General features: G+C 55.5%; 15 protein-coding genes. 10 read left to right on the top strand and 5 right to left on the bottom strand.

Annotated elements, in window-relative coordinates:
• The first annotated feature begins 18 nt into the window (after positions 1-18).
• From ACWWD9_RS12035 to ACWWD9_RS12010, 6 genes are all read left to right on the top strand, one after another.
• Positions 19-606, top strand: coding sequence for a hypothetical protein (locus ACWWD9_RS12035; RefSeq protein WP_455867144.1), 588 nt, complete (start codon positions 19-21; stop codon positions 604-606).
• Positions 607-627: 21 nt separating this feature from the next.
• Entirely contained in the window at positions 628-1,959 is a 1,332-nt protein-coding gene (gene bioA, locus ACWWD9_RS12030; RefSeq protein ID WP_455867143.1) for an adenosylmethionine--8-amino-7-oxononanoate transaminase, read from the top strand.
• A gap of 2 nt (positions 1,960-1,961) precedes the next feature.
• Positions 1,962-3,407 (top strand): D-alanyl-D-alanine carboxypeptidase/D-alanyl-D-alanine endopeptidase, encoded by a 1,446-nt coding sequence (gene dacB / locus ACWWD9_RS12025; RefSeq protein WP_455867142.1) that lies wholly within the window; start codon positions 1,962-1,964, stop codon positions 3,405-3,407.
• A gap of 200 nt (positions 3,408-3,607) precedes the next feature.
• Positions 3,608-4,075, top strand: coding sequence for an FKBP-type peptidyl-prolyl cis-trans isomerase (locus ACWWD9_RS12020; protein ID WP_015829351.1), 468 nt, complete (start codon positions 3,608-3,610; stop codon positions 4,073-4,075).
• Positions 4,076-4,138: 63 nt separating this feature from the next.
• Entirely contained in the window at positions 4,139-4,561 is a 423-nt protein-coding gene (locus ACWWD9_RS12015) for an OsmC family protein (protein WP_455867141.1), read from the top strand.
• Positions 4,562-4,578: 17 nt separating this feature from the next.
• Positions 4,579-4,968: a VOC family protein gene (locus tag ACWWD9_RS12010; protein ID WP_455868158.1), complete on the top strand. Its 390-nt coding sequence runs from the start codon at positions 4,579-4,581 to the stop codon at positions 4,966-4,968.
• Positions 4,969-5,049: 81 nt separating this feature from the next.
• Here ACWWD9_RS12010 and ACWWD9_RS12005 read toward each other — a convergent pair whose 3' ends face one another.
• From ACWWD9_RS12005 to ACWWD9_RS11990, 4 genes are all read right to left on the bottom strand, one after another.
• A complete protein-coding gene (locus ACWWD9_RS12005; RefSeq protein WP_455867140.1) occupies positions 5,050-7,164 on the bottom strand; it encodes a TonB-dependent siderophore receptor in 2,115 nt (704 codons plus the stop codon).
• Between the two features lie 230 nt (positions 7,165-7,394).
• Positions 7,395-7,709, bottom strand: coding sequence for a DUF2322 family protein (locus ACWWD9_RS12000; RefSeq protein WP_455867139.1), 315 nt, complete (start codon positions 7,707-7,709; stop codon positions 7,395-7,397).
• An 18-nt stretch (positions 7,710-7,727) separates the two neighbouring features.
• Positions 7,728-8,384 (bottom strand): 2-polyprenyl-3-methyl-6-methoxy-1,4-benzoquinone monooxygenase, encoded by a 657-nt coding sequence (gene coq7 / locus ACWWD9_RS11995; RefSeq protein ID WP_013441263.1) that lies wholly within the window; start codon positions 8,382-8,384, stop codon positions 7,728-7,730.
• A gap of 16 nt (positions 8,385-8,400) precedes the next feature.
• Positions 8,401-9,816, bottom strand: coding sequence for a S41 family peptidase (locus ACWWD9_RS11990; RefSeq protein ID WP_013441264.1), 1,416 nt, complete (start codon positions 9,814-9,816; stop codon positions 8,401-8,403).
• A gap of 196 nt (positions 9,817-10,012) precedes the next feature.
• Between ACWWD9_RS11990 and ACWWD9_RS11985 the strand changes: the two genes are divergently transcribed.
• Positions 10,013-10,288, top strand: coding sequence for a SelT/SelW/SelH family protein (locus ACWWD9_RS11985; RefSeq protein WP_015829357.1), 276 nt, complete (start codon positions 10,013-10,015; stop codon positions 10,286-10,288).
• A 130-nt stretch (positions 10,289-10,418) separates the two neighbouring features.
• A complete protein-coding gene (locus ACWWD9_RS11980) occupies positions 10,419-11,207 on the top strand; it encodes an EAL domain-containing protein (protein ID WP_013441267.1) in 789 nt (262 codons plus the stop codon).
• Between the two features lie 53 nt (positions 11,208-11,260).
• Here the strand turns inward: ACWWD9_RS11980 and ACWWD9_RS11975 are convergent, their stop codons facing one another.
• Complete coding sequence (locus tag ACWWD9_RS11975) at positions 11,261-11,797, bottom strand: C40 family peptidase (protein ID WP_455867138.1); 537 nt, start codon at positions 11,795-11,797, stop codon at positions 11,261-11,263.
• A 131-nt stretch (positions 11,798-11,928) separates the two neighbouring features.
• Between ACWWD9_RS11975 and ACWWD9_RS11970 the strand changes: the two genes are divergently transcribed.
• Both ACWWD9_RS11970 and ACWWD9_RS11965 read left to right on the top strand, forming a co-directional pair.
• The gene (locus ACWWD9_RS11970) at positions 11,929-12,246 is read left to right on the top strand and encodes a hypothetical protein (RefSeq protein WP_455867137.1); all 318 of its coding nucleotides are present in this window, start codon (positions 11,929-11,931) and stop codon (positions 12,244-12,246) included.
• Between the two features lie 54 nt (positions 12,247-12,300).
• On the top strand, positions 12,301-13,980 hold the full coding sequence (locus ACWWD9_RS11965; RefSeq protein ID WP_013441270.1) for an ABC1 kinase family protein: 1,680 nt from the start codon (positions 12,301-12,303) through the stop codon (positions 13,978-13,980).
• Positions 13,981-14,047: the final 67 nt, after the last annotated feature.

Here is a 14,047-nt window from a genome sequence, read left to right as displayed (position 1 = left end):
ACCCTGCCTGTGTGGCAGATGATGGAGATGATGATGGTGGACGCATTGACGGATGCGGCGATCCAGCAGCTCAATCTGGGCTACAACGCCGAGGAAGACCGACTGCTGCTGAAGATAGGTTTGGCGGACGATGTGGAGGTGCCGGTATGGCTGACCCGGCGTATCGTGCGCTCCTTGTGGAAACTGCTGCATCGCGATGCAGCGCCAGCGGCCACGGCTACTGAGCTGGCCGCTACCCCGATTTACCCCACCGCCGCGGCGCAGGTCATGCAGGCCTTTGCCGAAGAAATGCGCGAGCTGACGCTGGCGCAGCAAGTCAGCGAAAGCCTGGACATGACCGGCGCCTATGAAGAGCGCAGCCAGCAGCTGGGCGACGAACCCTTGCTGGTCAGCGTATGCCGCATGATTACCGAGCAACCGGATAAACCGACACTGGAGCTGGCCGCCGCCGATGGTCAGACCCTGCATTTTTCCCTGAGCCCCGAACTTGGCATGGCATTGGGCAGCATGCTGCAACTCGCCACCCGCGAAGCACAATGGGATCTGGGCTTTGCCGATGGCCCGCTGCTGATCGATCAGCATGTGGTGCCTGCTGTTCTGCATTAATGAAGGCCACCTGCATTTTCAATGACTGAAGCGAGCCGTAATCAACAGCTGCTGGCGCGCAGCCTGCATGCCGTGTGGCATCCCTGCACCCAGATGAAACATCACGAACACCTCCCGCTGGTGCCCATACAGCGCGGGGAGGGCGTATGGCTGTATGACATGGATGGCAAAGCCTATCTTGATGCCGTCAGTTCGTGGTGGGTCAATCTGTTCGGCCATAATCATCCCCGCATCAAGGCGGCCATCAGCCAGCAAATGGATCAGCTGGAGCATGTGATCCTGGCAGGCTTTACCCACGAGCCCGTGGTGCAATTATCCGAGCGGCTGGCAGCGCTCACTGGTCTGGGGCATTGTTTTTATGCCTCGGATGGCGCCTCGGCGACCGAAATCGCGCTCAAGATGAGCTTTCATTACTGGCGCAACCTCGGCCTTGCCCAAGGCAAGCCCAGCGCTAAAACCGGCTTTATCAGCCTGCAAAACAGTTATCACGGCGAAACCCTGGGCGCACTATCGGTGACCGATGTCGCTATTTTCAAGGATACCTACGCCTCCCTCCTGCGGCAGAGCATCCAGATTCCCAGCCCGGACTGGCGGCTGGCAGAAGCAGGCGAGAGCGCCGAAGCCTATGCCCTGCGCTGCGCCCAGGCGCTGGAAACCCATCTGCAACAGCACCATGCCACCACCGCTGCCGTGATCGTCGAGCCGCTGGTGCAGTGTGCGGCGGGCATGGGCATGTACCACGAGGCTTACCTGCAACGCTTGCGCGCCTTGTGTGATCAGTACGAGGTGCATCTGATTGCCGATGAAATTGCCGTGGGCTTTGGCCGCACCGGGACGCTGTTTGCCTGCGAGCAGGCGGGCATACGGCCTGATTTCATGTGTCTATCCAAAGGCATCACCGGTGGCTATCTGCCTTTGTCGGTATGCCTGACGACCGATGCCATATACCAGGCGTTTTATGATGACAGCACCGCGCGTGGCTTTTTGCATTCGCACAGCTATACCGGCAATGCGCTGGCCTGCAGTGCGGCCCTGGCCACGCTGGGTATTTTTGCCGAGGAAGACGTCATTGCGCGCAACCGCGACAAAGCCGCGGCGATGAATGTGCAATTGCAGGCCTTGCAGGATCTGCCCATCCATCATCTGCGCCAACGCGGTATGATCTGGGCCTTTGATGTTGCGTCGGCCCACCCCGATTTCTCCCGCCAGTTTTACCTTGAAGCCTTGCAGCACGGGCTTATCCTGCGGCCGATCGGCAATACGGTGTATTTCATGCCGCCGTATTGCATTACGCCGGATGAGATGTCCACCCTCGTCGACCACACCGCGCAGATACTGCGCAAGCTGGGTTAGCCGTGTTGCGCCGCCTGCTGCTTTGTTGCTTGCTGGGGCTGGCCGTGCCTGCACACGCCGTATTGCCTCTGCCCGTGAGCCAGGCCTTGCAACAGGCCGGGCTGGCAGATGATGATGTGGCGGTGTATGCCCAGCGGCTGGACCTTCCCCTGCCGGTGATTGCGCACCGGGCTGATGCCGCGCTTAACCCGGCATCCACCATGAAGCTGCTCACGACCCATGCCGCGCTCGATATGCTGGGCCCGGCCTACCGCTGGCGTACCGAGATTTATCGGGATGGTCCGCTGGTGGATGGCGTGCTGCAGGGCAATCTGATTCTGCGTGGCGAGGGCGATCCGGCGTTGATGGCGGAAGATTTCTGGCGTTTGCTGGGCCGTTTGCGGCAGCTGGGAGTGCGCGACATTACCGGCGATCTGATAATCGATAACAGCTATTTTGCGCCGCAGGCGCAAGATGCCGCGGCGTTTGATGGCGATGGCTACCGTGCTTACAACGTCACCGCCTCGGCGCTGGTTATCAATCTGCAAGCCAGCAGCCTGCGGCTGGCAGTATCCGCCGATAGTCCCGCCAGAGTAGAAGTCAGCGCCGAGCCGGCATTGCCGGGCGTGGTAGTGCAAAACCGCCTGCAGGTCACGCGCGATAGTTGCGGTGACTGGCGCAGCCGCCTGCAATACAAGGTACAACCCAAAGTGGAGCCGCAGGCGGCAAATGCTCCTGTGCGTGGTGTGAGCATCGCATTGAGCGGTACCTTTTCGGCAGATTGCGGTGAAAAGTATCTTGAGCTCAGCGTGCTGGATGGCCCGCAATATACCTATCAGCTGTTCCAGAGCCTGTGGCAATCGCTCGGTGGCTCCTTGCATGGCGAGGTGCGTTTGCAGGCCTTGCCGCCACAAGCGGTCAAACTGACGGACCAGCTATCGCCGCTGCCACTGGCGGATGTGCTGCGGCGCCTGAACAAATACAGCAACAACCTGATGGCGCGGCAACTGCTGTTGACCGTTGCCGCCCAGCAGGGCTCCCTGCCCGCCACGGAAGAGGCCGGGGCGAATGCCGTGCGGCAATGGCTGGCTAAAAAAGGCTACCGCTTCCCTGAGCTGATGATAGAAAACGGCGCCGGGCTGTCGCGCGTGGAGCGCATCAGTCCGCGCCATCTGGGGAATATTCTGGCCGATGCCTATGCTGGTCCATGGATGCCGGAACTGATGTCATCGTTGCCCGTGCTGGGCGTGGATGGCACGCTGCTCAAGCGCATGCAGGGCCAGCCGGTGCAAGGGCGGGCGCATCTCAAAACCGGGTCGCTGAATGGTGTGAGCACGCTGGCGGGTTATGTGCTGGACCAGCACGGCCAGCGCTGGCTGCTGGTGTTCATGGCGAATCACCCACGCGCCGCGGCTACAAGAGCGGCGCAGGATGCCCTGATTAACTGGATTTACCGGCATGACGAGTAAGGCTGTTTTACCCTGCTTTACGCTACCTTTTCCCCTAGCGGGCGCCCGGCTACGGAACCGATGCTGAATTCGGGTATCATAATCCCCTCGGAAACAGGCGTGTATGCAGCCGCAATGTCGCCTGCTTCTGCAGCACTTCAGCCAGAAACTCGCCTATCACCGGGTTTTGTAACATTAGCCTCTAAATTTTGGAGTACGCAATGAAACATGTAAGTCTTTTTGCCAGCGCATTGTTGCTGGCGATGTTTGCGACCAGCGGATGCAGTGCTGACAATAACGGAACATCTTCAACACAGGAAAAACCCGCCATGAGCAAAACCATTACCGAACTGGTCAAGATCGACCAGGTAGTCGGCACCGGCCGTGAAGCCGAACCCGGCCTCAACGTTACCGTGCATTACACCGGCTGGCTGTATGACCCCAGCAAGCCAGAAGGCCATGGCGCCAAGTTTGATAGCTCGGTGGATCGTCGCGATCCTTTCATTTTCTACCTCGGCGGCGCACAAGTGATCCGCGGCTGGGATGAAGGTGTGGTTGGTATGAAGGTGGGCGGCAAGCGTACCCTGATCATTCCATCGCACATGGCCTACGGCGAGCGCGGTGCGGGCGGTGTGATTCCTCCGTATGCCACGCTGGTCTTCGATGTGGAACTGCTGAACGTCAAGTAATCTGTCTGAACCGGCCATGGGTTGGCCGGTTCAACACAAGCCCGTAAGCGGGCGGGAGCAAGTATGAAAGCAAGAATCAAGTGGGTGGAAAATGTCTGCTTCATGGGGGAGTCCGAGACCGGACATGCCGTGATTCTGGATGGCGCACCGGATGCCGGTGGCCGTAACCTGGGCATGCGGCCAATGGAAATGCTGTTGATCGGCATGGGCGCCTGCACCTCGTTTGACGTCGTCACCATCCTCAAAAAAGCCCGGCAACCGGTGACGGATTGCGTCGCTGACATCAGCGCCGAACGTGCCGACGAAGTGCCCAAAGTCTTTACCAAGATTCATGTGCATTTTGTGGTGACAGGCAAAGGCCTGAATCCGGCACAGGTTGAGCGTGCGGTGAAACTATCTGCCGAAAAATACTGCTCGGCATCCATCATGCTCGGCAAGGCGGCAGAGATTACCCACGACTTTGAAGTGGTGGAGGCTCTGCTGTGAGTACACGCCCAGGCGGTATGCTGGGCATGCATCATGTCGCATTGTTTGTGCATGATCTTGAGGCCTGCCTGCATTTTTACCGCGATGTGGTCGGCATGGTCGAAGAGTGGCAGCCCGATCCGGACAATATCTACCTGACCTCTGGCAATGACAATGTCGCCCTGCACCGCCTGGCGGCAGACAAAACGCTGGATGGCCCGCAACGGCTGGATCATCTGGGCTTCATCCTGCGGACTCCGGAGGATGTGGATGCCTGGCATGCGCACCTGACGGCGAATGACGTACGCATCGCACAGGCGCCGAAAACCCATCGTGATGGTGCACGCAGTCTTTACTGCTTTGACCCTTGCGGCAATCTGGTGCAGTTTATTTATCATCCGCCGATTTCGGGTCGCATTACCCTGTGATCGTAAGACAGTTATAAAAAAAGCCCCGCATGCGGGGCTTTTTTTGTTTGCTTATGCTTCGGTTAATCGCTTTCGCTAGCCCTAGTATTGCCAGGTAAGCGTCGCGCTCGCATTCATAGGCGCGCCATAATAGCTTTGCCCCCACATCAGGCTGCTGAGATATTTCTCGTTCGTCAGGTTGTAGACATTCACTGCAGCGCTCCAGTGTTTGTTCAGCTCGTAATTGGCCATCAGATTGATGAGGGCGTAGCTGTCCTGCTTCACGCTGGCTCCATCCGAGTATACGTAATGCACATCATCCTGCCAGTTAACCGACGCACCTACCTTTAGCTTCTCGATATTAGGGACACGATAAGTAGCGCTGAGCTTGACCATGTTGCGCGGGGTATAAGGTTTAACGTTTTCGTTATTGTCGCCTTTTACGCTCATGAGGCGGGTGTAACCGCTGCTGACCTTCAGGCGATCATTAACTTCGCCGGACAAGTCAAACTCGTACCCCTTGGTGGTGGCATTGATGGCCTCATTGATGGCTGTTCCGTCCGAGTTGTACTGGCCGGTCGTCTGGGCAAGATTTTCCTGCACGGATTTAAACAGAGCGAAAGAGAAGTTTACATTGTTGAGTAACTCGCTCTTGATGCCCGCTTCGTAGTTCTTCCCTTTCAGTGGAGCCAGGACCGACCTGTTTTTATCAACGGCAGTTTGAGGGTTGTAAATGCCGGTGTAGCTGGCATAGAGGGAATGTTGATCCGTCAAGTTGAAGACTGCACCTACATATGGTGTGACTTTGTTGTGCGCATCAGCCGAATAATCTGTCGAATAGTAAACACCATCGTACTTATAGCTCAGCATGCTGGCGCCAGTGGTTACTTTCAGCTGATCCGTGACATTGAATTTTGCGGCGACGTAGTTATTGATTCGTCTCTGGGTTCTGGAGCCGTAGTTGTTAGAGGCGGTCAAGTCTGGTTCTGCGAAGGTGGCTGACTCATCGAAGCTATTCAAATTGCCGGATGTCACTGTGCCGCTGGATCGCACAGAAGCGCGTGACCAGCTGGAGCCGACTACGAGCTCATGCTCGCGCCCCGCCAGAGTAAATGGACCGGAAGCATAAATGTCAGCGACATATTCCTTGAAGGTATCGTGATAACGCCCTGCGTAATACAGAAGGCCGGTGCCTGTTGCGCGGTTTTCATATCCATCAAGGTAAAACAGCTTGGCTTGTCCGGCTTCATGCTTGCTGCTGACCTGAGTCTTGATCTTCCATCCATTATTGAATGAATGCGTGAGCTCGGCGAAAGTGATGTTGGTCTGGTTGTCCCAGTAGGTCCAGTCCGGGGAAGGGGAGGTGGACCGGCTATAGGTGCGGGGACCTCCATCAGCATAGCGCAGGGGTAGTGCGCCCCAGGTGGGAGCATTCGTATCGTTTTGCTGATAGGTGTGCCCTACTGCTACTGTGGTCTTGTCCGTAATATCGGCTTCGATAATGCCATAGGCGACATTTCTTTCCTGGCTGTATCGATCGAGATAAGAGTTACGGTTTTGATTAGCCAGCACGATTCTGCCACGCACATTGCCAGCTTCATTCAGTGGACCGGAAATATCGGCATCCACCCGGCGCATGTCCCATGAGCCCGCAGTCAGGTTTATCTTGGCTTGAAACTCCTCCGTTGGCCGCTTGCGGATAAAGTTGATAGTGGCTGAGGGGTTGCCGGTTGCTGTCAAAAGTCCGTTGGCCCCGCGCAACACTTCGATGCGGTCATAAATTGATGTGTCCATATCACCGATCAGCAAGCCCGTTTGAAATGGCACGCCTATGCCATCAATCTGGAAGTTGGTGATGTCGGAGCCGCGCGCGGTGTAATAGGTCCGGTCTGTCTCGGTTCGTTCGACTTTGATGCCGGTCGCCATATCCAGCAAATCATTCACGGAGGTCAGTTTGAAATCATCAATTTGCTCGCGCGTAATCACCGAGATCGACTGTGGTGTTTCCTTCAGGCTGGTATTCAGACGGGTAGCGGTTTCCGTCGATTTCACCGTATAGGATTTTGTTTTTTCAGAAGGCTTTGGAGCCGAGTCTTCGGCTTGGGCACTGACTTTGACTTCAGGCAGGGTGCTTGTGTTTTCAGCGGTTTGTTCGGCAGCGAAACTATTGGCTGCCCAGATGGCGGATAGCGCCAGCGTAAGAGCTTTTTGTTGCATGGGTGTCCTCATGAGGCTTGTTGTGAGGCACGGGCGGGCTACTTATTGCTGGCTGGTGCGGATGATTAATTCATCAAATGATAATCGTTTTCATCCGCATTGAAAATGCATGGAGTGTAAAAGTGTTGGATTTTTACATCTGCAAAGGAACTTTACAGGGTGTCAGGGGAGGTATCCCCCGCTTAAAGAGCAGTGAATGTTGCAGGGGTGCAACATTCACGGAGGGAAATTTATTCTGTCACTTCGGCCGTCAAGGTGTGCTGGCTCGAAACGACATCCAGCAACCGGTCGATATTGGGGTGTTTGCCTGGAAAGGCTTTTGCATCCGCAGTGTGCTCGGCATACAGCTCCAAGCCCTCCTGGGCGGCGGCGGGTGTGATGGCGCCATGCTTTTTGATCAGGTGTTGATATACCTTGAGCGAGCCCTGGCTGCCGGGTTTGTTTTCAATCAAGCCTGCGGGTTGCTGGTCAGGAGTGTAAAGGGCGATGGATTGAATATGATCTGCACTGGCAAGGGTGCTGAGAATTTCGCTAAAAGGTTTCATGTCGGTGTTTTATCAGGCTTAAAGATAATAGGTGGTGGAAGTCATGACTTTGGACGCGGCTTGCATGGCGGACTTGATCGGAGGTGGAAGCTCAGCTCCACCTTGTGCCACCGCGGTTTCGGCATGCTTGGCTTCGTCTTCCTGCATCTGGGTGACAACTGCACGGCTTTTGGCATCCTGCTCAGGCAGCGTTTGCAGATGGGATTGCAAATGCCGACCCACCTGACGTTCCGTTTCCGCCAGAAAGCCCAAGTTCCATTTATCGCCCAGGGCGCCAGCCAATGCACCAAGTGCAAACGAGCCACCGTACCAGAGCGGGTTGAGCAGGCTTTTGCGGCCACCCAGTTCGCGGATGCGCTTTTCGCACCAGGCCAAATGCTCGGTCTCTTCCCGCGAGGCTTCCTGCAAGGCTGCCACCGTTTGTGGATTGCGCGCGGTCAGGGCCTGGCCGTTGTACAGCGCTTGCGCGCAGACTTCGCCCACATGGTTGATGCGCATGAGGGATGCCGCATGGCGTTTTTCAGTCGCACTGAGAGGTGCTTCGGGAATCGTTTGGTCGGGGAAGGGGCGTTGGCTGTGGGCTTCGGCAAATACCGTGCGCAGACCTTTGTCTAACTCGATGATCAGTTTGTCCAGCATGATGACTTTCCAATGAAAACCGCCGCCATATTGCATGGCGGCGGGTTCGGTCTTACTTGTGTTGCAGGATCTGCAGACCTTTGAGCAGGTTCAGGGCCTGAGTGAACTGGTAGTCGTTCTTGGAGCCTGGCTCCATGGGAGCCTTGTCAGCGGCTTTATCCTTGCCATCCTTGTCGGCTGGCTTGGCATCATCCTGGCTGTTGGCCGGGGTTTTTGGCGTTTCAATCGTCACCGGGGTATCGCCATCCTTAGGGTTGGACAGGTGGTGTGACAGATCAGCCTCGCGCAGATTCATGCCTTGCTCGACGGTGTTGATCGTTCCTTCTTCCACAGCGATGTCCGGCACGATGCCCTTGGCCTGGATGGAGCGGCCATTCGGCGTGAAGTAACGTGCGGTTGTCAGCTTGATGGCGGTGCCGTTATTCATGGGCAGAATGGTTTGAACGGAGCCTTTGCCGAAACTCTGGGTGCCCATGATGACGGCGCGCTTGTGATCTTGCAGAGCGCCGGACACAATTTCAGAAGCCGAAGCGGAGCCGCCGTTTACCAATACTGCCATGGGCACGGTCTTGATGTCCGCAGGCAGGTTGCGCAGGTAATCACCACCGCCGCGCACGTAGTTTTCAGGTTGTGCGGTCAGACGCATCTTGGCATCTTCCGTGCGGCCTTCGGTGTAGACCACGAGGTCACCCTTGGGCAGGAAGGCAGCCGAAACACCAACAGCCGCGTTCAACAAGCCGCCTGGATTGTTGCGCAAGTCCAGAATCAGGCCCTTGAACGGTTCCTTGTTTTCATCGCGCATGGTCTTGAGGGCCTTGGCCAGGTCTTCACCAGTGTGTTCCTGGAACTGGGTGATGCGGACATAGGCGTAGCCAGGTTCGGTCAGCTTGAATTTCACGCTTTGTGTTTTGATCACGGCCCGGTTCAGGGTCACGATGATGGGTTTGGCTTCGCCCTTGCGCAGGATGGTCAGCGTGATGGGGGTGTCTGGCTTGCCGCGCATGCGCTTGACGGCGTCATTCAGCGTCATGCCTTTAACCGGGGTTTCATCCAGCTTTACGATCAGGTCGCCGCTCTTGAGGCCGGCCTTGTAGGCAGGGGTGTCTTCAATCGGGGAAACTACCTTGACGAAACCATCTTCCATGCCGACTTCTATTCCCAGGCCGCCGAATTCGCCTTGCGTACCGGCTTGCAGGTCCTTGAAGCCATCAGCATCAAGATAGGCCGAGTGAGGGTCCAGCCCGGACAGCATGCCGTTGATAGCCTCGGTCAGGAGTTTTTTGTCTTCCACCGGTTCTACGTAGTCACTTTTGATCTTGCCGAAAATCTCAGCGAAGGTGCGCAAATCGTCGATAGGCAGCTGTGGTTTGGTTTCCTTATCGGCGACGGCGGAGTAGTTGAGGCTGAGCATGATGCCCAGAACAGCACCCGCAGTGATGAGGCCGAATTTTTCGAATTTTGCGCGCATGTGACACGATTCCTTCATGGGAAAAGTAATGGGAAGTACTTAATGATTAATCAGATTAAAATTGAGCTTAACGCAAAGCTTGCATATTTTCCGCTATTTAATGGGAGCTTGCAAAGCCGCCGAGTGTTTTTAGGCGGTTTTTTACGCTATTTGTCAAAATCTTGCATACCTAACATCTTGCTAACTTGAGGTTGTCATGAAATCACATCATATCGAACTCGAATACTGTACCCAATGCCGCTGGTTGCTGAGAGCGGCCTGGATGGCACAAGAGTTATTGACGACCTTCGAATCGGACATCGAACGTGTATCGCTGGTTCCGGGTACGGGGGGCATTTTTGAGGTACGTCTGAATGGCGAGGTCATTTTTTCGCGAAAACAGATGGAGCGTTTCCCCGAGTCCAAAGAATTAAAGCAGCTGATCCGTGACCGCATTGATCCTGAGCGCTCTCTTGGACACAGTGATCGCTAGGATGCGTTTGCAGAAATGCATAAATTTTAAGGCATAAATTTTTAAACTCAATTTTGCAAATTTTTACTTTAAATAATAATCATTCTCAAATAGAATTGGCTGTATGTGATTCTGATTGAGGTGAATGTTAATGAATGCGATTAACCGGCTTGAGTTAAAAGCGCTGTTTGCCAGCCAGGCACTAGACCCTGAGGAGCTGCCTGCCCATGACATGCTGGATGTGGTGATGTCCCGGCGCTTTGGGGTGGAGTATCAGCCTATTGTCGACGTGCAGGCTTGCGAAGTGATGGGCTATCAGGCCTCTGCCAGATTCTGGAATGCGGAGCAGCAAGCGCTGGATGCAGGGCGCATGTTTGCCAGCCTTCACCGCAACCCTTTGTTGCTGTTTTATACCGAACTGGAGATGAAGCGCTTGCAGATCGCGCAGGCGCCCAGCCAGGGATGGCTGATGCTGGATCTGGACATCGACAGCTTTTTTGAAGGTGGTGACCATCTGGATAATCCGTTTTTGCAGCTGTTCAAGACCCATGCCTGGACCGAGCGCGAGCTGCTGGTCAACATTGTCGAAAATCATAATCTGGCCGATGCCCAGCGCTCGCAACGTATGATCGAGCTATTGCAGCAGAGTGGCACTTCGGTGGCGCTGGAGGATGTGGGCGTGCGCTGGGGCATGTTTTCACTGAGTGCTTTTATGGATGCCACGGTGATCAAGTTTAATGGTCAGCAGTTGCGCAGCATGAATGAAAACGCCGCTCAGGCCATGGTCGATTGGCTGGTGAGCGCTGCTCGGCGCATAGGCGTGCATGTCATCATGAGTGGCATTGATAGCTGCGAAGAATTCGAATGGGCGAAACGTTTTGGCGTGGATTATGTGCAAGGCGGACTGTTTGCCAAGCAAGAGATTACGGCCAAGCTATAAACGATAGGGTGGTAAGGAAAGGCAGTTGAAACAGAGGTTGCGGCGGGGAGGTATTACTTGAGGGAAGGCTGGCTGGATTCGGTTTCACTCGGCTCAATACGTCGGGCGCCATTGAAGCGTTTGGCCCAGTAGGCATCTTTCATATCCACCACCTGAATGCCGCCGCCCGTGCTGGGGGCATGGATAAAGCGGTTGTCACCCAGATAAATGCCCACATGAGAAAAGGCAGATTTCAGCGTATTGAAAAATACCAGATCCCCGGGTTGCAGCTCATCTTTGGATACCGACTGGCCCAACTGGCTGATGGCGCGTGCATTATGTGGCAGGGTCAGGCTGGCTGCCTGCTTGAATACATAACGAACAAAACCGCTGCAATCAAATCCGGTGTCCGGAGAGTTGCCGCCATATTTGTACTGAATGCCAGTGAGGCTGAGCGCGTTGAGCAGCACTTCTTGCGCCGTGTCAGACCAGTCAGCCGTGTCGGCAGCAAAGCCTGATTTGGTGGTGCCATTGTCCGCGCGCGTCTCTGCCGCTTGGCAAAAACTGGTGAACAACAAGCCGAGAAAAATGAAGAGGGTGGCAAAACGCATGCCCCGATTCTAAAAGCAAAAGACGCGTGTTGTAAACCCTTGACGCAATGTGAAATTATTTTCGGTCTTCGGTTGCCAAGGAACCATAGTGTAGAATCAGGCTCAAGACATCACCAACGCCGGAGCCTGGTATGCGCAATCACTCCCTGATGAAATTCCGCAATATTCGCTATTCCTCCCCTCAGCTGGCGCATGATGTGCAGCTACCGCAAGAGGGCTTGCAGGGCACCTTGGCCGACTACGCACATCACATGGGGGTGAGCACCAGGCAACGTTTGCGTTTGATTGCCAGAGGCGTTGTAAATGAAATTCGCAGCAGCGCGCGGGAAGGCGGCAAGATGGCGGGCCGGGCGGCGGAACGAGTAAAAGCCAGACTGGCGCATGGCGCTGCCCGCCGACTGATCAAGCTGGCGGACAGGCTGGAACGCAAGGTCTCCCGCATCAAGTAGCCTCAAGTTACGTAGCGCTAATGTCACCCACCTAACAGGAATAAATTAACGCCCATGATTCGTGCCACCCTCTTCGTTATTCGTGACTTCCGCCGTATTCGGGCCATCGCCGGTATTTTGATGCGCTATGGCTGGGGGGATGTCGCCAAGCGTCTTGGGCGTGGCAGCTTTATACGCCGGGCAGGCAATGCCCTGAATTCAGAGGCTTCACGCGAGGTCATGAGCTTGCCATCGGAGGTGCGCGCGCGTCTCGCCATCCAGGAATTGGGCCCAACCTTCGTAAAATTGGGTCAGGTGCTGGCAACCCGTCCCGATATCTTTCCGCCGAACTGGATTGCCGAATTTGCCAAGCTGCAGGATCAAGTGCCGCCAGTGGCTTTTGAAGAGCTGCTGCCCGAGCTGGAAAAAGCCTTGGGCCGTTCGCCCTTCGATGTGTTTCGTGATTTTCAGGTAGAGCCGATTGCTGGCGCTTCCATTGCCCAGGTGCACCTGGCCAAGTTGCAGGATGGCACCCCAGTCGTGCTTAAAATCCGCCGCCCCAATGTACAGCACAGTATTGATGCCGACCTGCGCTTGCTGATGCATCTGGGCAAGCTGGTCGAGGCCGAGTTTGAGCAGGCACGCCGCTTTCAGCCGGAAGAAATCATCAGCCAGTTTTCCAAATCCCTCAAGCGCGAGCTGGATCTGGCGTTGGAAGGGCGCAATACCGAACGCTTTGCGCAGAATTTTGCCAAGGATAAAAACGTCAAGTTTGCCAAGATATTCTGGGAATTCACCAGCGAGAGCGTGCTGGTCATGGAACATATTGACGGTATTGCTGGCAACGCGCTGCAAGAGGCGCGTGAGGCTGGGCTGGACCTCAAGCTGCTGGCCGAGCGTGGTGCCAATGCGGTGCTGAAGATGGTGCTGATTGATGGTTTCTTTCACGCCGATCCGCATCCGGGCAATATTTTTTATCTGGAAAACAACCGCGTTGCCATTATCGATTGCGGCATGGTCGGCCGTATTTCGTTTGAGCGGCGCGGCGAAATCGCCGATTTGCTGGCGGCGCTGGTGTCACGGGATATTGATACCCTGCGCGATATCCTCATTATCTGGGCGGGCGACGCTGAGGTGGATGAAGCCAAGTTGAGTGCGGATGTGGATGAGTTCATCTGCAACTATGACAATGCGCCGCTCAAGCACCTCAAATTCAGTGCCTTGCTGAATGACCTGACGACCATCATGCGTGAAAATCACCTGTCGGTGCCGCCTGACCTCACCATGCTATTCAAGGCATTGGTGACCCTCGAAGGCCTGGGCAGGCAGCTGGATCCGGACTTTCAGATAGTCAGCCACCTCACGCCCTTCGTGAAGAAAATCATCATTGATCGTTATATGCCAAGCACCCTGCTCAAGCGTGGGCGACGTGGTATCAGCAGTATTGCCAGCGCGATTACCGAGCTGCCAGGCGATGTTTCGCAGGTATTGAAAGAAGCCGGCCGTGGCAAGCTCAAGATCAATCTGGATCTCAAGCGTCTGGATCACTTTGGTCATCAGCTTGATCACAGTACCAATCGGCTCACCATGGCAATGATTACTGCAGCGCTTATTGTGGGCTCGTCTATCGTCATGACGGTGCGCGGCGGCCCTACGCTATTTGGCCTGCCGGCCTTCGGGTTTATCGGCTTTTTCCTGGCCTTTGTCATCGGCGTCATGCTGGTGATTTCCATCTGGCGCTCAGGGCGGGATTGAGTCAAACATGCATTAGCTCTACAGCAGGGCGCGCCGTTTGAAGGCGTGCCCCAACTTGGTGCAAAAA

The sequence above is a fragment of the Methylovorus sp. SPW-M1 genome (genome assembly GCF_053848825.1).
This window is presented reverse-complemented; position numbering and strand designations above follow the sequence as displayed.

Bases quoted from the DNA above. Each gene is read 5' to 3' on its own strand.
- ACWWD9_RS12035 (WP_455867144.1), top strand. From the start codon at position 19: ATGATGGAGATGATGATGGTGGACGCATTGACGGATGCGGCGATCCAG.
- bioA (WP_455867143.1), top strand. From the start codon at position 628: ATGACTGAAGCGAGCCGTAATCAACAGCTGCTGGCGCGCAGCCTGCAT.
- ACWWD9_RS12020 (WP_015829351.1), top strand. From the start codon at position 3,608: ATGAAACATGTAAGTCTTTTTGCCAGCGCATTGTTGCTGGCGATGTTT.
- ACWWD9_RS12015 (WP_455867141.1), top strand. From the start codon at position 4,139: ATGAAAGCAAGAATCAAGTGGGTGGAAAATGTCTGCTTCATGGGGGAG.
- ACWWD9_RS12010 (WP_455868158.1), top strand. From the start codon at position 4,579: ATGCTGGGCATGCATCATGTCGCATTGTTTGTGCATGATCTTGAGGCC.
- ACWWD9_RS12005 (WP_455867140.1), bottom strand. From the start codon at position 7,164: ATGCAACAAAAAGCTCTTACGCTGGCGCTATCCGCCATCTGGGCAGCC.
- ACWWD9_RS12000 (WP_455867139.1), bottom strand. From the start codon at position 7,709: ATGAAACCTTTTAGCGAAATTCTCAGCACCCTTGCCAGTGCAGATCAT.
- coq7 (WP_013441263.1), bottom strand. From the start codon at position 8,384: ATGCAATATGGCGGCGGTTTTCATTGGAAAGTCATCATGCTGGACAAA.
- ACWWD9_RS11990 (WP_013441264.1), bottom strand. From the start codon at position 9,816: ATGCGCGCAAAATTCGAAAAATTCGGCCTCATCACTGCGGGTGCTGTT.
- ACWWD9_RS11985 (WP_015829357.1), top strand. From the start codon at position 10,013: ATGAAATCACATCATATCGAACTCGAATACTGTACCCAATGCCGCTGG.
- ACWWD9_RS11980 (WP_013441267.1), top strand. From the start codon at position 10,419: ATGAATGCGATTAACCGGCTTGAGTTAAAAGCGCTGTTTGCCAGCCAG.
- ACWWD9_RS11975 (WP_455867138.1), bottom strand. From the start codon at position 11,797: ATGCGTTTTGCCACCCTCTTCATTTTTCTCGGCTTGTTGTTCACCAGT.
- ACWWD9_RS11970 (WP_455867137.1), top strand. From the start codon at position 11,929: ATGCGCAATCACTCCCTGATGAAATTCCGCAATATTCGCTATTCCTCC.
- ACWWD9_RS11965 (WP_013441270.1), top strand. From the start codon at position 12,301: ATGATTCGTGCCACCCTCTTCGTTATTCGTGACTTCCGCCGTATTCGG.